Annotated in this window: 17 protein-coding genes; 3 read left to right on the top strand and 14 right to left on the bottom strand. The window is 67.8% G+C overall.

Annotated elements, in window-relative coordinates:
- Positions 1 to 163: 163 nt before the first annotated feature.
- Positions 164 to 511: a RidA family protein gene (locus AC3ITW_RS16145; protein WP_005418155.1), complete on the top strand. Its 348-nt coding sequence runs from the start codon at positions 164 to 166 to the stop codon at positions 509 to 511.
- A 151-nt stretch (positions 512 to 662) separates the two neighbouring features.
- Here AC3ITW_RS16145 and rnfB read toward each other — a convergent pair whose 3' ends face one another.
- From rnfB to AC3ITW_RS16100, 9 genes are all read right to left on the bottom strand, one after another.
- On the bottom strand, positions 663 to 1,076 hold the full coding sequence (rnfB, locus tag AC3ITW_RS16140) for an Rnf electron transport complex subunit RnfB (RefSeq protein WP_489389723.1): 414 nt from the start codon (positions 1,074 to 1,076) through the stop codon (positions 663 to 665).
- Positions 1,077 to 1,101: 25 nt separating this feature from the next.
- Positions 1,102 to 1,692: an HAD family hydrolase gene (locus tag AC3ITW_RS16135; RefSeq protein ID WP_006382522.1), complete on the bottom strand. Its 591-nt coding sequence runs from the start codon at positions 1,690 to 1,692 to the stop codon at positions 1,102 to 1,104.
- A 78-nt stretch (positions 1,693 to 1,770) separates the two neighbouring features.
- Positions 1,771 to 3,852: a methionine--tRNA ligase gene (gene metG, locus AC3ITW_RS16130; RefSeq protein ID WP_012511780.1), complete on the bottom strand. Its 2,082-nt coding sequence runs from the start codon at positions 3,850 to 3,852 to the stop codon at positions 1,771 to 1,773.
- A gap of 103 nt (positions 3,853 to 3,955) precedes the next feature.
- Positions 3,956 to 4,399, bottom strand: a complete 444-nt coding sequence (locus tag AC3ITW_RS16125; RefSeq protein WP_032971981.1) for a DUF2147 domain-containing protein — start codon at positions 4,397 to 4,399, stop codon at positions 3,956 to 3,958.
- A gap of 389 nt (positions 4,400 to 4,788) precedes the next feature.
- Positions 4,789 to 5,193, bottom strand: coding sequence for an SMU1112c/YaeR family gloxylase I-like metalloprotein (gene gloA2, locus AC3ITW_RS16120; protein ID WP_012511778.1), 405 nt, complete (start codon positions 5,191 to 5,193; stop codon positions 4,789 to 4,791).
- Complete coding sequence (locus AC3ITW_RS16115) at positions 5,190 to 6,260, bottom strand: serine hydrolase domain-containing protein (RefSeq protein WP_489389722.1); 1,071 nt, start codon at positions 6,258 to 6,260, stop codon at positions 5,190 to 5,192. Before AC3ITW_RS16115 ends, gloA2 begins: the two co-directional genes overlap by 4 nt.
- 13 nt (positions 6,261 to 6,273) lie before the next feature.
- Entirely contained in the window at positions 6,274 to 8,214 is a 1,941-nt protein-coding gene (locus AC3ITW_RS16110; protein ID WP_489389721.1) for a DUF885 domain-containing protein, read from the bottom strand.
- Between the two features lie 95 nt (positions 8,215 to 8,309).
- Complete coding sequence (locus tag AC3ITW_RS16105; RefSeq protein ID WP_006382403.1) at positions 8,310 to 9,095, bottom strand: queuosine precursor transporter; 786 nt, start codon at positions 9,093 to 9,095, stop codon at positions 8,310 to 8,312.
- The gene (locus AC3ITW_RS16100) at positions 9,092 to 9,775 is read right to left on the bottom strand and encodes a DUF502 domain-containing protein (protein ID WP_006382401.1); all 684 of its coding nucleotides are present in this window, start codon (positions 9,773 to 9,775) and stop codon (positions 9,092 to 9,094) included. Before AC3ITW_RS16100 ends, AC3ITW_RS16105 begins: the two co-directional genes overlap by 4 nt.
- 76 nt (positions 9,776 to 9,851) lie before the next feature.
- On the opposite strand from AC3ITW_RS16100, the gene AC3ITW_RS16095 reads away from it, so the two are divergent.
- Complete coding sequence (locus AC3ITW_RS16095) at positions 9,852 to 11,165, top strand: hypothetical protein (protein WP_100435078.1); 1,314 nt, start codon at positions 9,852 to 9,854, stop codon at positions 11,163 to 11,165.
- Between the two features lie 8 nt (positions 11,166 to 11,173).
- On the opposite strand, the gene AC3ITW_RS16090 is transcribed toward AC3ITW_RS16095, so the two are convergent.
- The 5 genes from AC3ITW_RS16090 to trxA all read right to left on the bottom strand — a co-directional run bounded on the left by AC3ITW_RS16090 (position 11,174) and on the right by trxA (position 16,758).
- Entirely contained in the window at positions 11,174 to 11,890 is a 717-nt protein-coding gene (locus AC3ITW_RS16090) for a hypothetical protein (protein ID WP_489389720.1), read from the bottom strand.
- A 47-nt stretch (positions 11,891 to 11,937) separates the two neighbouring features.
- Positions 11,938 to 12,390: a DUF4442 domain-containing protein gene (locus AC3ITW_RS16085; protein ID WP_006382368.1), complete on the bottom strand. Its 453-nt coding sequence runs from the start codon at positions 12,388 to 12,390 to the stop codon at positions 11,938 to 11,940.
- A gap of 74 nt (positions 12,391 to 12,464) precedes the next feature.
- Complete coding sequence (locus AC3ITW_RS16080) at positions 12,465 to 14,096, bottom strand: CHASE2 domain-containing protein (RefSeq protein ID WP_032971966.1); 1,632 nt, start codon at positions 14,094 to 14,096, stop codon at positions 12,465 to 12,467.
- Entirely contained in the window at positions 14,093 to 15,793 is a 1,701-nt protein-coding gene (locus tag AC3ITW_RS16075; protein ID WP_100435077.1) for a FecR family protein, read from the bottom strand. Before AC3ITW_RS16075 ends, AC3ITW_RS16080 begins: the two co-directional genes overlap by 4 nt.
- A 107-nt stretch (positions 15,794 to 15,900) precedes the next feature.
- Positions 15,901 to 16,758 (bottom strand): thioredoxin, encoded by an 858-nt coding sequence (trxA, locus tag AC3ITW_RS16070; RefSeq protein ID WP_012511770.1) that lies wholly within the window; start codon positions 16,756 to 16,758, stop codon positions 15,901 to 15,903.
- Between the two features lie 124 nt (positions 16,759 to 16,882).
- Between trxA and AC3ITW_RS16065 the strand changes: the two genes are divergently transcribed.
- Positions 16,883 to 17,485, top strand: coding sequence for a DUF998 domain-containing protein (locus AC3ITW_RS16065; RefSeq protein WP_489389719.1), 603 nt, complete (start codon positions 16,883 to 16,885; stop codon positions 17,483 to 17,485).
- Positions 17,486 to 17,534 lie beyond the last annotated feature (49 nt).

Below are 17,534 nucleotides of genomic sequence, written 5' to 3'. Positions count from 1 at the left end.
GGCGGTGTCAACGCGGGCGTGGCGCATCGTGCGCCTGTCGCGGGCATTTGACCAGCAGAACTGTCGGAGGCCGGTAGTGGCATTGCGTACAGGGCGTCCATGCACCCACCGTTGGTCGGTTTGGAGGACAATGCAGGCCTGATCACCCGCAGGAGCCACGCCCATGATGGAGCGTTACGACGTCGGACCGCGCATGTCCGAAATGACCGTGTACAACAAGGTCGCCTATCTCTCAGGCCAGATTCCCGAAGACACCAGCCAGGACATCACCGGACAGACCCGGCAGGTGCTGGCCGAGATCGACAAGCTGCTGGCGCTGGTGGCCAGTGATCGCCAGCACGTGCTGCGTGCGGAAGTCTTCCTCGCCGACATCGCCGATTTCGATGGCATGAACAAGGCGTGGGACGAGTGGGTGGTCGAGGGCGCGACCCCGGCCCGCGCAACGTTCGAAGCCAAGCTGGCCCACGCCGAGTGGAAGGTTGAAATCGTGGTGACGGCGGCGGTGCCGTAACGGCAGGCAAGGTCAGGTCCCACCAGCGGAGGGTAGAGTCGACTGTTAGTCGACTATCGCGCGCAGCGCGGGGTTTTGCGCCGCCGGAACGACGAGCAGTCGACTGACAGTCGACTCTACCCCGCCGCTCCACTGCCGGTTGGTCTGGTGGCTACGTTGGCACCATCTCGATGCAGTCCACCGGACACGGCGGGATGCACAGCTCACAGCCGGTGCACAGATCGGCGATCACCGTGTGCATGTACTTGGCACCGCCGACAATGGCATCCACCGGACAGGCCTGGATGCACTTGGTGCAGCCGATGCAGTCGGCTTCCACGATCAATGCCACCTGCGGCGCCTTGTGTTCGCCGCGCGCGCGGTCGAACGCAACCGCAGGCACGCCCAGCACCTGTGCCAACGCCCGTGCGCCTGCGTCGCCACCGGGTGGGCAGCGGTCCACGTTCGCTTCGCCACGAGCCATTGCCTGCGCATACGGGCGACAGCCGTCGTAGCCGCATTGCCCGCATTGGGTCTGCGGCAGCAAGCGGTCCAGGCGTTCGGTCAGGGGCGGGATCAGGCTCATGCGTGGCGAAGGCTGCGCGTTGGGGTTACTTCAGGGGTTTGCCACGGAACCAGCGCTCGTGCGCCAGCGCCAGCATCGGTTTGTCTTCGGAACTGTCGCCGTAGGCGTGGATGCGCACGTAACGCGACAGATCGAACTGGCGGCGGATATGCTCGACCTTGCGCGGGCCACAGTCGCCGCCCGCATAACGGCCGGTCAGGCGGCCGTCCTGGCTTTCCAGCCGGTTGCAGATCAACTGCAGGCCCAACTGCTCGCACCACGGCTTCAGGTACAGGTCCAGCGAACCGGACACGATCACCACCGTGTGCTGCTGTTCCTTGTGCCAGCGGATCTGCTCCAGCATCTCAGGCCGCACCACGTCGGGCAGCACATCACGCGAGAAACCGGCTGCTAGCGTAGTGATGTCATCGCTGTGGCGGTCGCTGAAGGCCAGGCGGGTGACGCGTGCGCGGATGCGTTCTGCCGAGATCAGCTTCAGCTTGTACGCAGCCAGCCACGGGCCGATCTTCCACCATGCCTGTGCCAGCTGTTCGGCCGTGGCGACGCGGCGCAGGAAGCGGCCATAGGTATCGCAGGTGGTCACGGTGTGGTCGAAGTCGAACAGCGCCAGTTCCATTCCGTTGCCTCCCATCGCGTTGCTTCCGGTGGCCGGTGCTGCCGGCGGGCGCGGCGGTGGCCACGCCCGCTGCAGGCATCAGCGGACCGGCATGCCCGGCTGTGCGCCGCTGTCGGCGTCCAGCAGCGCCAGCGCGCCGCCGTCGAAACCGGCCGACAGGATCATGCCTTCGCTCAGGCCGAAGCGCATCTTGCGCGGGGCCAGGTTGGCGATGAACACCACGCTGCGGCCGACCAGCTTTTCCGGCTCGCCATAGCTGCCGCGGATGCCGGAGAAGATCTGGCGCTTGCCCAGTTCGCCCGCGTCCAGTTCGAAGCGCAGCAGCTTGTCCGAGCCTTCCACGAACTCGCACACCAGCACCTTGCCGATGCGCAGATCGAGCTTGGCGAAGTCATCGATGCCGATCGTGGCCGGTGCATCGGCGTTGTTCGCTTCGGTTTTGGCGGCGGCCGGCGCGGCGGGCTTGGCAGCTTCGTTCTTGGCGGTGGGGGCTGCAGCGGCGGTGGTCTGCAGGGTGTCCTTGGAGGCGTCGATCATGGCGTCAATCTTCTTCGGGTCGATACGGGTGAACAGCGGGGTGTAATCGGTGATGCGATGGCCCAGCAGCGGCTGCGCCAGTTCGGTCCAGTCGTTCACCGGTGCGGCCAGGAAGGCTTCGGCCTGTGCGGCGGTGGCGGGGAGCACCGGCTTCAGTGCGGTGACCAGCACGCGGAACAGGTTCAGGCCCTGGCTGCACACGGCCTGCAGCTGCGCGTCGGCGCCTTCCTGCTTGGCGATCACCCATGGCTTCACATCATCGATGTAGCGGTTGGCTTCATCGGCCAGGGTCATGGTCAGGCGGATGGCGGCGGCCGGGTCGTTGCGCTCGTAGGCTTCTCGGATCGGTGCCAGGCCATCGACGAAGCGCTGGTACTGGGCCGCGTCGGGCAGCTGCGCAGCCAGCAGGCCGTCGAAGCGCTTGCTGATGAAACCGGCACAGCGGCTGGCGAGGTTGACGAACTTGCCGACCAGATCCGCATTGACGCGCGCGATGAAGTCACCCAGGTTCAGGTCGAGGTCGTCGACGCCGCCACCAGACTTCGCCGCGAAGTAATAACGCAGCGCTTCCGGTTCCAGGCCGGCATCGAGGAACGTACGCGCCATCACGAAGGTGCCGCGCGATTTGCTCATCTTGGCACCGTCCACGGTCAGGTAGCCGTTGACGTGCAGGCGGGTCGGTGCGCGGTGGCCGGTGCCATGCAGCACCGCCGGCCAGAACAGGCCGTGGAAGTTGACGATGTCCTTGCCGAGGAAGTGGTGCAGCTCGGTGCTGGTGCCGGCGCGCAGGTGCGCCTCGAAGTCTTCGCCGATCCTGCTGCACAGGGTCTGGAAGCTGGACAGGTAGCCGATCGGCGCGTCCAGCCAGACGTAGAAGTACTTGCCCGGCTGGCCGGGAATCTCGAAGCCGAAGTAGGGTGCATCGCGCGAGATGTCCCAGGCGCGCAGGCCACCTTCGGCATTGAGCCACTCACCCAACTTGGCCTTCACGCCCGGCAGGGCGACATCGCCGGCCAGCCAGTCGCGCAGGAAGCCATCGAAGTGGCCGACCTCGAAGAAGAAATGCTCCGAATCGCGCATTTCCGGCGTGGCGCCGGAGACGACCGAGCGCGGCTCCTTCAGGTCGGTCGGCGCATAGGTGGCGCCACAGACTTCGCAGTTGTCGCCGTACTGGTCGGCGCTGCCGCAGTTCGGGCAGATGCCCTTGACGTAGCGGTCGGGCAGGAACATGCCCTTGGCGGGGTCGTAGAACTGCGCCACCGAACGGCGGCTGATGTGTCCGGCCGCTTCCAGCTTCAGGTAGAACTGCTCGGTCAGCGCCTTGTTGGCTGCCGAATTGGTCGAGTCGTAGTGGTCGAAGGCCACGCCGAAGGCGGCGAAGTCACGTTCGTGACTGGCCTGGATGTTGGCGATGAAGGTTTCCGGCGTGACCCCGGCCTTTTCCGCGGCCAGCATGATCGGCGTGCCGTGGGTGTCGTCGGCGCAGACGAACCAGGCCTTGCCGCCGCTCATTCGCCGCGCACGCACCCAGATGTCGGCCTGGATGTAGCCGACCAGGTGGCCCAGGTGCAGCGGGCCGTTGGCGTAGGGCAGGGCGGTGGTGACGAGCGCGGTACGGGTCATGGTCGCGGGGTGGAATCCGAGGGGAACCGCAGAGTATCGCACGCCCGCAACGAGGTGACCCGGCCGGGGCCGGGTCACGGGGGTTCTGCGCGGGCCGCGCCGTTTACTCGCGCACCCAGGTCTGGGTACGGCAGATGAAGGCGATGCAGCCGGCTACGTCCAGCTTGGTGCCGCCGGTTTGCAGTTCCATCTTCGACTTGTAAGTCTTGCCGTTGGCCGGGTCGAGGATGGTGCCGCCGGACCACTTGTTGGCGCCGTCGGCCTTCAGGTTCCAGAGGATGGTCATGCCCTTCACCGGCTTGTTCTTGTTGGCACCTTCACAGCCGTCGCAGACCGGGTTCGGCCCCTTGTCCGAGTGCAGGATGTCGACCACCTTGCCGGTCAGCGTGCCATTGGCGGCCTGGGTGATCTCGACGATCGACTTCACCTTGCCGGTCTTGTCGTCGATGGTCTTCCAGCGGCCGGCAGCGCTGTCGGCGGCCTGCGCCGAGAGCGCGGCCAGGCACAGTGGCAGCGCCAGCAGCAGGGTCTTGAAGGTCTTGCGCATGGTCCCCTCCCAGGGTTCATTCCGGCACGGTGCCGGTATGGGTCGACTGTATACCCATTCGGCGGGGTATGGGGAAGGGGGCTTCGGCCGGGCTGCGCCCTGCACCCGCGGTAGTGCCGGCCGCTGGCCGGCAACCTCAGAAGCAACAGCCGAAGCAACAGCGTGCATTCCGTGGGATGGCGGGGTGGGTCCGGTTGCGGGGGACGCCGTAAACCCGTCCCTGGGGGCTTGGCCGCGGCATCCATGCCGCGGACACCCCCGCAACCGGACCCACCCCGCCTTCGACAGTTCTCAGCGATCTGTGGGTACCGGCTGGCGTTACCGGTGCTTCGATGACGGGGTCAGATCCCTTTTCCGATGGAAAAGGGATCTGACCCCGAGGCACCGGCTCAACCGATTTCGTACAACTCCAATGGCAGGTCGTCGGGGTCGGCGAAGAAGGTGAACCGGCGGCCGGTGTATTCGTCCACGCGGATCGGTTCGCAGGCTATGCCATGCGCGGCCAGGCGCTGGATGAAGGGTTCCAGCATGGCGACGCGGAATGCGAGGTGGCGCAGGCCCTGGGCTTCGGGCCGGCTGGGGCGCGGCGGGGGCGAGGGGAAGGAGAACAGTTCCAGCTGGCTGCCGTCGGGCAGTGCCAGGTCCAGCTTCCAGGAGTCGCGCGCGGGACGGTGGTTTTCGGCCAGCACCTGCAGGCCGAGGATGCGCACGTAGAAGTCTTTCGAGCGCGCGTAGTCGCTGCAGATCAGTGCGGCGTGGTGGATGCCCAGCAGGGCGCAGGCGTCATCGCTCATTGCAGGGTGTCCAGCCAGCGCTGGGCAATCTGCTGCGCCAGCGGATAGGGTTCGGGGTCGTTGCGGTTGCTCAGCACGATCACGGTCAGGTGCTTTTCTGGATGGCGCACGATCACGTTGCGGAAACCGATGCTCTCGCCGCTGTGCCACTGCACCGGCCCGTTCAGGCGCCAGCCGAAGCCGTAGTGCGGCACGTCGGCTTCGGGCGTCGACGTGGCCGGGCTGAACATCGCGCGGCGCGAGTCCTTCGACAGCAGGCGGTCGTCATACAGCGCGGCATCCCAGCGGGCGAGGTCGTCCAGCGAGGAATAGATGCCGCCATCACCCAGCACGGCGCTGGTGGTGCTCTGGTCGGCGCGCTGCCAGTGGCCGTCCATCTCGCTGTAGCCGTAGGCACGCTGCGCCACCACATCGACGCCGTCCTGGTGGGCCACGGTATGGGCCATGCCCAGCGGGCGGAAGATCCGCTGCTGCAGGAAGCCCGCGAAATCCTGGCCGGAGGCGCGGCCGACGATCAGCGCCAGCAGCGCGTAGCCGCTGTTGCTGTAGCGGTATTGCGTGCCGGGTGCGAAGTTCAAGCGGTCCGCGCGCGACAGCAGGGCCAGTACATCGGCATCGTGCACCTGGCGGGTGTCGGCCGGGTCCATCAGGTCTTCGTAATCGAGCAGACCACTGGTGTGCGAGAGCAGTTGGCGGATCGTGATGTCCGCCGCCACCGGGGGCAGCTCCGGCAGCCAACACCGGGCAGGCTGGTCGAGCCCCAGCCGGCCATCCTCCACCAGCAGCAGCACCGCGGCGGCGGTGAACTGCTTGCTGACCGAGGCCAGCCGGAAGTTGCTGGCCGGAGTGACTGCGGTGCGGTCTTCCACCACCGCCAGACCATAGCCGCGGCGGAACACCGGTTTGCCGTCGTGCAGCACCAGCACGGCGGCGCCGGGCACCTGGCCGTCGTAGGCCTGCATCAGGCCGTCGATGCCCGTATCCGGTGGGGTCAGCACCGGTGCGGCGGCGCCCGCCAGAGGCAGCAGGCCCAGCACGGCGGCGAACAGGACGACGGCAGGGCGCATGGCGGCTCCGGACTCAGGGCGAAGGCGTGGGCGTGGTGCTGGCCGGCTGCGCCATCCAGCGTTCCATCTTGCGGCTCAGTACGTCCAATGGCATCGAGCCGTCCTTCAGCAGTTCGGCGTGGAAGCGTCGCAGGTCGAAGGCTGCGCCCTGCCGTGCCTTGGCCTTGTCGCGCAGGGCCACGATGGTGGTCAGGCCGGCCACGTTGGACAGCGCCTGGCCAGGCTGGGCCATGATCCGCTCGACTTCGGCGTTGGCATCATCGCTGCTAATGTCCACGGTCTTCTGCAGATAGGCCACGGCCTGTTGCTTGCTCCAACCCTGCGCGTTCACGCCGGTGTCGGCCACCACGCGCGCGGCGCGCAGCAGGCGCGAGTACAGATAACCGATGCGGTCATAAGGGTCGGTGTAGATGCCGAGATCCTCGCCCAGGGTTTCCGCGTACAGGCCCCAGCCTTCGACGAAGGCAAGGTCGCCGCCCAGGCGGCGGAAGCGCGGCAGCTTGGCCAGTTCCTGCTGCAGGCCCAGCTGTACGTGGTGGCCGGGAATGGCTTCATGCAGGTACTGCACCGGCACGCTCCAGCGCTTGCGGCTGGGCAGGTCGCGGGTGTTGACGTACAGCAGGCCCGGCTGCCCGGCCGGCGACGGCTGGTAGGCCGCCGCAGCGGAGGTGAGTGCACGCTCGGGCTCCACCGCGCGTATTTCCAGCGTGGACTTGGGCAGGGTATCCAGCACCTGCGGCAGGCGCGCGTTGACCTGCTGCTGCACCTGGCGGTAGCGGTTGATCAACGCATTGGCGTCGCCGTACTGGAACTGGCGGTCGTTGCGCATGCTGCGCAGCAGCTTGGACGGCGTGCCGCGCAGCTTGGCGTCCTTCATCACCGTGGCGATCTGTGCCTGCAGCTCCTGCACGCGCTGTTCGCCCAGTGCATGCAGCTGCGTGGCGGTCTGGTCGCTGGCGGTGGTCTGCACGATCAGGTTGGCATACCAGGCCTGGCCATCGGGCAGTGCGCCCAGCCCGCTGCTGGCGCGGGTGGCCGGCAGGTATTCGGTGGCGATGAAGCCGCGCAGGGCACGGTAGGCCGGCATGATGCGCAGTTCGATCATGCGCTTGTACTCGGCACTGATACGCGCCTTGTCCTCGGCCGCGATGGTGTTCGGCATGGTGCGGATCGGCGACCAGAAGATGCTCTCCTCAGCGGTCGGCTTGATCACTGCATCCAACTGCGGGATAACCTTCTCCATCAGGTCGCGCGGCTGCACAACACCGGCTTTCACGCCCTGCCGCATGTTGTCGATGGCCTGGTCGAACAGCTCGGGAATGCCCAGCGAGCGGCGCGACCAGGTGTCGTAGTCCTGCACGGTATTGAACGGCTGTGCGCCGGCACCGGAACCGAGGATCGCCATGATGCTGCCGACGTTGTAGTACTGGCTGATCGGCATCATCCAGCTCGGGTAACGCTCGGCGGCCAGCGAGGCGCGCGCATCGCGCACGAAGATCTCGTAGCTGAGCAGGTCCTGGCCCTGCAGGCCGTCATTGCCCAGTTTCTCGACCTTGCCCAGCCATTCGGTAGTGAAGTCGTGCGACTGCTGGCGCCAGGTGGGGGACAGGATGTTGGGCAGCTGGTCGTTGTAGCGGGTTTCGCCCTGGAAGGTGGCCTGCAGCGGATTCAACCGCATCGAGGCATCCCAGTATTCGTCGTAAAGGCGCTCCAGCTGCACCTGCTTGGGCACGGCGCGGGCCGGTGCGACCGGACGTGCCGCAGCGCGACGCGCCGAACTGCCACGGGCCGGCGCGGTGGCGCGGGTGGGCCTGGCCTTGGGCTTGGCGGCCTGGCGGGTCTGCGCGGCGGCAGGACGGCTGGCCTTCTTCTTCGCTGCTTCGGCCGACGGAACGGCACTGAACAGGAACAACGCGGCGATGGCGGCGGCCAGGACGCGGGTGGGATGCGGCATCAAGAAGCTTCCGTGGAACACAGACCGTGGAGCTTGCACGATCCGACCGCGTACGGCCAGCGTGAAGGCGCAGTCAGCTTGCCGGCGCTGGGGCTTCAGTCAGCCGCGGCGGCGGCACGCAATGCGGCGGCACGTTCGCTGCCCAGGTAGCGGGTGATCGCGCGCCGCATCAGGTACAGCAAGGGAATCAGCGCGATTGCAAAGCCCATCTTGTAGACGTAGTTGACACTGCTGACCGCCAGGAATAACGAGGTCGGCCAGTGCTGCGGGCCGAGCACGAAGGCGATCCAGATCACCACGAAGCTGTCCACCACCTGCGAGATTGCGGTCGAGCCGGTCGCACGCAGCCACACATGGCGCTCGCCGGTGGCCTGGCGGATGCGGTGGAACACCGCCACATCGATCAGCTGGCCAAGCAGGAACGCCACCAGCGAACCGGCAATGGTCCACATGCCCTGGCCGAACACCGCCGCGAATGCAGCCTGGTAGTCGGGCACGCCGTGGCCGTTCATCGACGTGACCCACCAGCTGGCCGGTGCCAGCGAGATCGCTGCGAAGGCGAACAGGAAACCGTAGCCGATCAGCACCACCGCCAGCCACGAGATGAAGCGCACGCCGCGCTTGCCGAAGAACTCGTTGATGGTGTCGGTCATGATGAACACCACCGGCCACAACAGAGTGCCTGCGGTGAAGCTGAGCGAGCCGGTCTGGCCGAACAGGTTCCAGTTCAGCGGATCGATGCCGAGCGTGTCTTCGAGGGCGAAGATCTTCACCCCGATCAGCTCGGCCAGCACCGCGTTGCCGCAGAAGAACGCGGCCAGCACGATGAACAGCAGGACCGCACGGTCCTGCAGCGGGCGCTCGATCGGCGCCGCGGTCATTCGGCGCGATCGCCGGCACGGGTGAACGGCACGGTGGGCGGGGCAACCGCGCCGCCGGAGATGATGAAGCTCATCGCCTGGTCCACGGTCCAGTCGGTGGGGGTCAGCAGCTCGACCGGCACGATCTCCAGATAGCCCGAGGTCGGGTTCGGCGTGGTCGGCACATACACCGCGGCCAGCTCACGATCGGTGCCGTGTTCCTTGATGACCCGGGTCACCAGGCCGACCGACTTCATGTCGCGGTGCGGGAAGTCGATCAGCACCACGCGCTGGGTGCTGCCCGGCTCGGTCTGCAGCATGTCCAGCAGCTTCTTGGCGCTGTCGTAGATGATGCTGGCCAGTGGAATGCGCTTGATGACCGCGCCGACCCAGCGCAGCAGGCGCTGGCCGAGCACGCGGCGGCTGGCCACGCCCACCGCCAGGATCACCAGCAGGGTGGCGAGCAGGGCGATGGTGTCCTGGATCCACTCGGCACGGACCCAGCCGAGGTAATGCGGGAAGTTTGTCGCGATCTGCTCGGACAACGGCACTACCAGCGGGCTGGAAATGCCCGACAGCAGCACGAACACGAATTTGACCACGACCCAGGTCAGCCAGATCGGCAGCAGGGTCAGCAGGCCGGTCAGGAACAGGCGCTGCAGGGAGGGGCGGGGGACCAGGGCGGGGGCTTCGAGCGACATGCGCGCATTGTAGCGGTCACTGCCGGTCGATTACGCTGGGCGATCAACTGCGGCAACGGCACATGGAAGGGAAGCTGTGTTGAAGATTCTGCGCGGACTGGGCTGGACCCTGGGTGGCCTGCTGGTGCTGGCGATCGTGGTGTGGTGCGCCTCGCGCATGTGGCCCGTGCCCGAATCGAGGGTGCAGGCGCAGCATCGACTGGAGGCACGCCTGCCAGCGGCCGGGCGCAATGGCTATGCGCTGCTGTGGACGCTTCCGTTTGACGGGCTGGATGCCCGCCAGCGCGAGCAGGCGCTGGCCGAGGACGCGCGGCGCTGGGCGGCCGACCCGAGGGGCGGCGGCGTTGGCCAGACCCATCTGGCGGCCAGCCACGCCGAGCTGCACTCACGGCCGGGTGCCAGTTGCGGGCCGACCGCCAGGGACTGCCTGGCCCAGGTGCGCGCCGATCCGCAACGCTTCGTGGACGCCCATGCCGGGCACCAGCAGTTGCACACACGCTTGGACCAACTGGCTGAAGCGGACCACTTCGTGTCGCCGTTCCTGCCGAAGGGCGAGGGCATTCTCGTCCCGTTGCCGACCTATGGCCTGGTGGTGGACGCCACCAGCGCCCGCGCGCTGGCCTATGTGCAGGGCGACGTCGAGGGTGCGTTGCGCGGCAGTTGCCGTGGCCTGCAGCTGGGCCGTCGGCTGGTACCCGGGGGCAGTTACCTGGTCGAAAGCATCATCGGTGCCAACCTGGTCCAGGCCAACGCCCAGCTGCTGGCCGACATGCTGGCAGAACTGCCCCCCGACCATCCCTTGCCGGTCGAGTGCGAGCAGGCGATGCAGCCGATGCTGGCCGACGAACAGAGCCTGTGCCGCGCGATGCAGGGTGAGTACGCAATGAGCCGGGCAGCGATTGAAACCTCGGCGAGCGAATTCGGCGGCGTACTGGTGCTGGACCGCAGCAGCACCTTGGCACGCGTGGCCGGCAATCTCGGCTGGGCCTGTGGCGCCACCGCCAAGGCGGCGCTGGAAGCAGATCGACCGTTGCCGGTGCAGGCGCCGCCGCAGCGGGATTTCGGTTGCCTGTCCAACGTCATGGGGTGCGTATTGACCGACATTGCGGCGCCGGTCTATCCCGCGTATTCGTCCCGGACCCAGGATGCTGCGGCGATGCTGCGCCTGCTGGGGGCGCAGCGCTGGCTGCGGCAGCAGGCAGAAGACCCGACGGAGGCGCTGCAGCGGTTGCCCGCGCAGTTCCGCTCGCCGGTGCGCGTGCCGCAGCTGTCGGCCGATGGCAGCCGCCTGCAGGTGCCTCGCCGTTCGCCGCCGCGCAGCAATGATGAAAGCGCCTGGCTGTCGGTACCACTGAGCGCAGGTGCGCCTTCAGCCGCCGCACGCGACTGAGGGACGGCTCAGCCGCCGCCGGCCAACGGATCGAATCCCCAGCCATCGCCGACCGTTTCAAGCGTCCAGCGCCGGCTGCTGCGCAGCGGTTTCCAGCGCACACTGTCGGTATCGGTCTCGATGCTGCCTTCAACCTGTTTCACCTTGCCGGTGGAAAAGTTGACGCTCAACGACTCGGTCTGCCCGGAGTTGCGCATCACCGAATCGCGGTCATAGCCGATGAGGGCGAAGGCGCCGTTCTGCCAGCGGAAGGTGAACGCGGTCGTGCCCATCGACCAGCTGCCTGCGCTGGCGAACGAAAACAACGCCACCCTCAGCGTGCCGCGCTGGATGCTGACCCCGCCGTCTTCGAGCGGATCGCTGAGCACGGGACTTTCCGGGCGCGGAATCAGCCTGTGGTCCTGCGCCGCGAGCACGTAGCCGGACGGGCGCGACCAGGCGATGGCGAGGATGCGCGGATTGCTGTCATACGGAGAGGGACCGAAGCCATCGTGCTCGATGACGTTGCGCGGATCCTGCTGGCGCAACACCAGCACCAGGTCGGCGCGACCATCCTGGTCGAGGTCACCTTCCAGTCGGGTTTCCAGCGTCCAGCCCTTGGGCACGAAGTCGGCCGCATCGGCCGCCTGCGCCGGCAGCATCGGGTACTGCACCGGTGGCACATCCAGTGCGTGGGCGGCGAAGGATAGTGGGGTCAGCAGTGCAGCAAGGGCGAACGGGCGCATCGGAGCCTCCATGGCGGGGAGGCAGAGAATAGCGCCGATGCTGCCGATCAGCGTGCGTGTGGTTTCAGCCGCAGGTAGACCTGCTTGCGCACCTGTGCGACCACTTCGCCGCTTTCATCGACCACGTCGTTGCTGAACCAGCGCAGCACTTTGTCGCCGTTGGCCGCTTCGGCGCGCAGTTCGTCCAGCAGTGCGTCATCGATGCGGAACGACGTACGTACGGTGCCGCGGCCGGGCTTGAGGAAATCGATCGCACCGGCGCGGTCCCACACGTAGTAGTCGCGGCCGAGGATGTGCAGCAGGCCAAGCATCCAGAACGGATCGGTCATCGCAAACAGGCTGCCGCCGAAATGCGTGCCGACGTAGTTGCGGTTCCAGGGCCGCATGCGCAGTTCGACGTCGATCTGCCGGTAGTCCGGCGAGACCCGGGTGACGTGGATGCCGGTGAACAGGAACGGCGGCCAGAGGTTGATGCCGAAGCGGAACAGGCGGGCGTTCATGCGGGTCCGGGGGGCGCGGGGCGAGGTTTACAGTTTAACCATTCGCATGCGTATGTTGTAGCCCGGGCCGGTGTTCAGGACGCACTGTCGATCACATAACCGTCGCGGCCGTTGGCCTTGGCCTGGTACAGGGCGGTATCGGCACCTTCGACGAAGTCGTGCGGTTGCAGTTCGCCGTCCGGCACGCGGGTGAACACGCCGATGGTGAGGGTGACGCCGGCGTCGGCGTCGCTGCTTTCACCGGGCGCCGGCAACGCCCGCACGCAGGCGATCAGGTCTTCGATCACCAGGCGCGCGCCTTCGGCTGGCGTATCCGGCAGCACCAGCGCGAATTCGTCGCCGCCATAGCGTGCGGCCATGTCGCGCGGGCGCCGTGCATGCGCACCGATCAGGCGCGCGACATCGCGCAGCACGCGGTCGCCGACCTGATGGCCGTGGCGGTCGTTGTGGCGCTTGAAATGGTCGACGTCGATCAGCGCCAGGCTCAGAGGCTTGCCACTGCGCCGCGCGGCATCGCATTCCTGCTGCAGCGACTGCTCGAAGCGCAGGCGGTTGCCGAGGCCGGTCAGCGCATCGCGGTTGGCCTGGCGGTGCCAGGCCGAAATCCGCCAGGTCGCCCAGGCCAGCAGCACCAGGGTAATGCCCAGCATGGCGCTGGCCGGGGCCCACCATAGGTCGCAGGCGCGCAGCAGCAGCCAGCTCAGCAGCGGCGCCAGCGGCAGCGAGCACAGCGCGGCCAGCCACGGCAGGCGCAGGCCGAGCAGGAGCACGCACAGTGCCACCAGCACGCCGCTGATGGCGTGCTGCCAGAGGCGGGGCAGCAGGTCGATCTGCTTGTGCTGCAGCAGCATCGAAGCGATGTTGGCCTGGTACTCGCTGCCACTCATCCAGAATTCGCGGGTGGTCGGGGTCAGCAGCCGCGGCGCGACGCCGCTGGCGGTCATGCCCACCACGATGCGACGGCCGTGCAGCATGGCCATGTCCACGTGGCCATCGAGCACGTCGGCGTAGGAAACCTGGGGCAGGCGTTCGGGCGGGCCGGCATAGCGCACCCGCACGTAGTCGTCGCGCCGCCATTGGTAGGGCGAGTTCACGCCCGGATCCGGATCGGGCAGCCCACGTACTGCGCCTGGCGGCAGATCGGCCAGGGCCAGCCCGAGTGCAGGCCAGTGCGCACGGCCGATGCCTGCGTGCAGGTACACGCCGCGGGCAACGCCATCGCCATCCACTTCGACGTCGGTATGGCCGATCGCCGCCGCGCTGGCTGCGATCCGTGGAATCGGCAGCATTTCCTCGGCCATGCGATCGCCGGCTGCGGGCGCCGCCAGGACCGGCAGCACCACCCGGCCGTTGCGCCGGATGGCCGCCGCCAGCTGTTCATCCTGGCGGCTGTCGCGGCGGTCAGGTTCGGACAGCATCAGGTCCAGCGCCACGCGCTCGGCACCGGCATCGGTCAGGCGATCTAGCAACCGTGCGTGGATCGAGCGCGGCCACGGCCACTGGCCGATGCGCTGCAGGCTGCCCTCGTCGATGGCCACGATCAGCACGCTGGGATCAGGGCGATAGTCCCAGTTGCCGACCATCGCGTCGTAGGCGGCTTCGTCCTGCCGCCACAACCATTGGCCATGGCTGGCCACGATCGTCAGTATCCCTGCCAGCAGTGCCAGCACGATCCGCTTCGACCATGGAAGCGGCGACCGCCTCACAACAACAACCACAGCAGCAGGGCGCCACCACCGGCGCCGTAGCACAGGCGGCAGGGCAGCTTGATCTGCTGGGCAGGGGAATACTCGCCAGCGTGGCCGTCGTCGTCGATGTACTGCACGCGCACGTGCAGGGTGCCGCTCCACGGCCGCTTGAAGCTGACCTGCGGCTCGGTCACGGTTTCGTCGACGAGCGGCGCCTTGAAGTCGCCATGGCGATCCACCTGCACCCGGTAGCGCTGGCCCTCGCTACCGGCCTGCCAGCGCAGGGTCAGCTCACCATGCGCGGCTTCGGGTGGTTGCAGGGCGGGGTCGACCGGTTCATTGCTCAGTTGCAGCGGCAGTGCCTGGCCGTAGCGGCCCTGGTGCTCGTTGCCATCGCGCGAAGCCACCCGCCAGAAGTACTGGCCCGGCGGCAGTGGCTGTGCCAGGCGCAGGTCGGTGCTCTGAGTGGTCTGTTCCTGCAACGGCTGCTGGAAGGTCGGTTCGGCGGCGATCTGCAGCACGCTGCTGTGTGCGCCGGGGGCCTGGCTCCAGCGGAAACGCGGGCGGTCACTGTTGATCGTCTGGCCGTGCAGCGGTGCGACCGTCAACGGCGGTGGCGGCTGGTCGCTGAGTTCGAAGTCGGCACTGGCATCGAGGCCTTCCACGCCCTGGGCATCGACGGCGCGCAGCAGGATGCGCAGCTGGCCAGGTGGCAGGTCGCCGATCGACAGGCGGGTGTCGGTGGTGGTGGCGGCGAACAGCAGGATCTCCGGTGTCGCCGCCTGCACCACTTCAATGCGGTACTGCGCGGCGCCGTCGACCGGCTCCCAGGCCAGCCGGGTCGGCAGCGGCGCCAGGCGCAGCTCGTCATTGCGCAGCTGCGGCGCCGGCAGCAGGGCGGAGACCGCATCGGGCGCGCTGTTGGCGCTGCTGCTGCGGCTGGCCTGGCCGGGCTTGACCAGCTGCCGGCCATGGTTGTTGCCGACCTGTACCTTGCCCTGCAGGACTTCAGTGGCGGCAACATGGTGGGTGTCGCCGGCACTGACCCGGAACACAGTGCCGCGCACGCTGCTGGTAGCGGTGGGTGCGTCAATGATGTATCGCGATGCAGGGCCGCGGGCCGGCGTCACGCGGTTGCTGGCACGGCCCTGTTGCAGGCGCAGGCGGGTATCGACCATGCCGGTGTGGCCGTAGCGGCTGAGCTGATCCAGGCGCAGGCGGGAATATTCGCGCAACTGCAGGCGCGAGGCGTCGGCGAATTCGAGGGTGACGCTGGAATCGCCTTCGGTCTCGATGGTGTCACCGATGTGCAGCTGCTCGCCAGCCAGAATGGCGCGTGTAGCCCTGCCATCGGCGCCGGACAGCTCGACCTTGCCTCGCACCGACAGCACGCGGGCCGGCGCCGGTTCGGTGCGCAGCCAGCTGATCGGGAAACGCAGCAGCTGGCCGGGCGGCAGCTGGTAGGGGTTGTCGATGCGGTTGTGCTGCTGCAGCTGCTGCCAGCGCACCGAAGGCTTCAGGTACACGCCACCCAGGTCCCACAGGGTATCGCCGGGGCGGACCCGGTAGTTCCAGTCCTGGGCTGCGGCCATGGCCGGCAGCAGGAGGAGGGCGCAGAGCAGCGCACCCTGGAAGCGCATGGCAAACGACAGCGAGCGGACGAAGGTCACAGTTGGCAATCCCGGCAATGCGGGGGCGCAGCTGCAAGACCCCATGGCCCCGACCTCATCCCCCCGAACGGATCGTGGCGACCGTACGGCCGCCATCCCGCGCATTATTGCCCGCGTTCAGTGCAGGGATTCTGAACGAAGCGGGCTCCCGTTCAGAACAGCAGGGACGCCATCCGGCGCCGGTACCGCCCGACCAGGTCCTCGTCGGAGATCACATTGAAGGCGTCGATCAGCGCTTTGCGCGGCAGCCCTTCCTCGAAACTGCGATCGATCCGCAGCATTTCCAGGAACTGTTCCAGCGCGGCCTCGTCGTGGCCACCAAGCAGCAGCTGCACACCACGCAGGTGGCGGGCCTTGAGGTCCTTGCCGTCGGCGGCGATACGCGCTTCGAGCACTTCGGCGGCCGGGGCATCCTTCAGCGCAGCGGCGAAGGCCAGGCGGGCGCGGCCACGCACGGCGCGGTCGTCGGTGGCCAGGTTGGCCGGCAGGCCATCGATCAGCGTGGCGGCTTCGTCCACGCCGCCGATCTGCAGCAGGGCCAGGGCCAGGTCCAACCTCAGCTCGTCCTTGTCCGGCTCGGCGGCGATCTGCGCACGCAGCACGTCCACCTGTGCCTGCGGGTCCAGCGGCGCTTCGTCCTCGGTGATGGTGTTGCCAACGTCGGCCGGCACCACGCCGTGCTGGGCCAGGAACTCACGCAGCTGGCCTTCGGGAATGGCGCCGGGGAAGCCATCCACCAGTTGGCCGCCCTTGACCAGGAACACGGTGGGCACCGAGCGGATCTGGAAAGCGGCGGCGATCTGCTGTTCGGCGTCGACATCGACCTTGGCCAGCTCGAAGGCGCCGTTGTACTCAGCGGCCAGCTTTTCCAGCATCGGCCCCAGGGTCTTGCACGGCCCGCACCAGGTCGCCCAGAAGTCCACCAGCACCGGGGTCTGCAGCGACTTCTGCAGGACTTCGGCCTCGAAAGTCGCAGTGGTGGCGTCGAATACGTAGGTCGTCTCGGTCATGGGGGAGGCATCGTTTGGCGTCTGGAGACCGATTCTATGGTGACGATCGATGCCGGTCTCAACCCGGGTTGCGGCAAATACCTGACAATGCGGCTTTCCCATAAACGTCGTTCCCGGAGCCTGCATGTCGCCCCTGTCACCGTTGCTGCGCCTGTCCGGTCTGGCTGCCGCGCTGTTGTTCGTAGTGGCGGTGCTGGGCTTCGGCGCCGGCCTGGACGGCTACGCGCAGGCACGCCACCCGGTGGCGTTGCTGGGGGCGCAGGGCGTGCCGCACGCGCTGGCCTTCAGCCTGTTGGGCCTCGTGCTGCCGGGCCTGCTGGCGGTGGTGGTGGCTGAGTGCCTGCGCCGGCGCCTGCCGGCCACGGCCGGTTGGGCGCCGCGGGTCGGCAGCCAGATGCTGCTGCTGGCCGGGCTGGCCTTCGTCGCGATGGGCCTGCTGCCGCTGGACGTGGACGATCTGCACGGGCCGGCCAGCCAGCTGCACGCCAGCGCCTGGATGGTCTGGGTGCTGGGCTTCGTCGCCGGCACCCTGTTGCTGGGCATCTCCCAGCTGCGCCAGACGCACGGCCGCGCGTTGGGCGGGGTGGCGGTTGCCTGCGGCGTGCTGGCGGCGCTGGCCGCCTTCGCCCTGCAGGGCGTACTGCCGGCACCACTGGCGCAGCGGGTCGCTTTTGCCTGCTGGGCGGTCTGGCTGGCGCTGGCCCTGCCGCTGTCGCGGCCACGCTGAGACAGGTTCCGGGCGCTGCCGGCGCCTGCATCGGGCGGGCGGGATTGGA

It is taken from the genome of Stenotrophomonas sp. KH_052 (assembly GCF_057838755.1).
The sequence above is the reverse complement of the archived record's forward strand: the minus strand, read 5'-3'. Positions and strand labels throughout refer to the sequence as shown.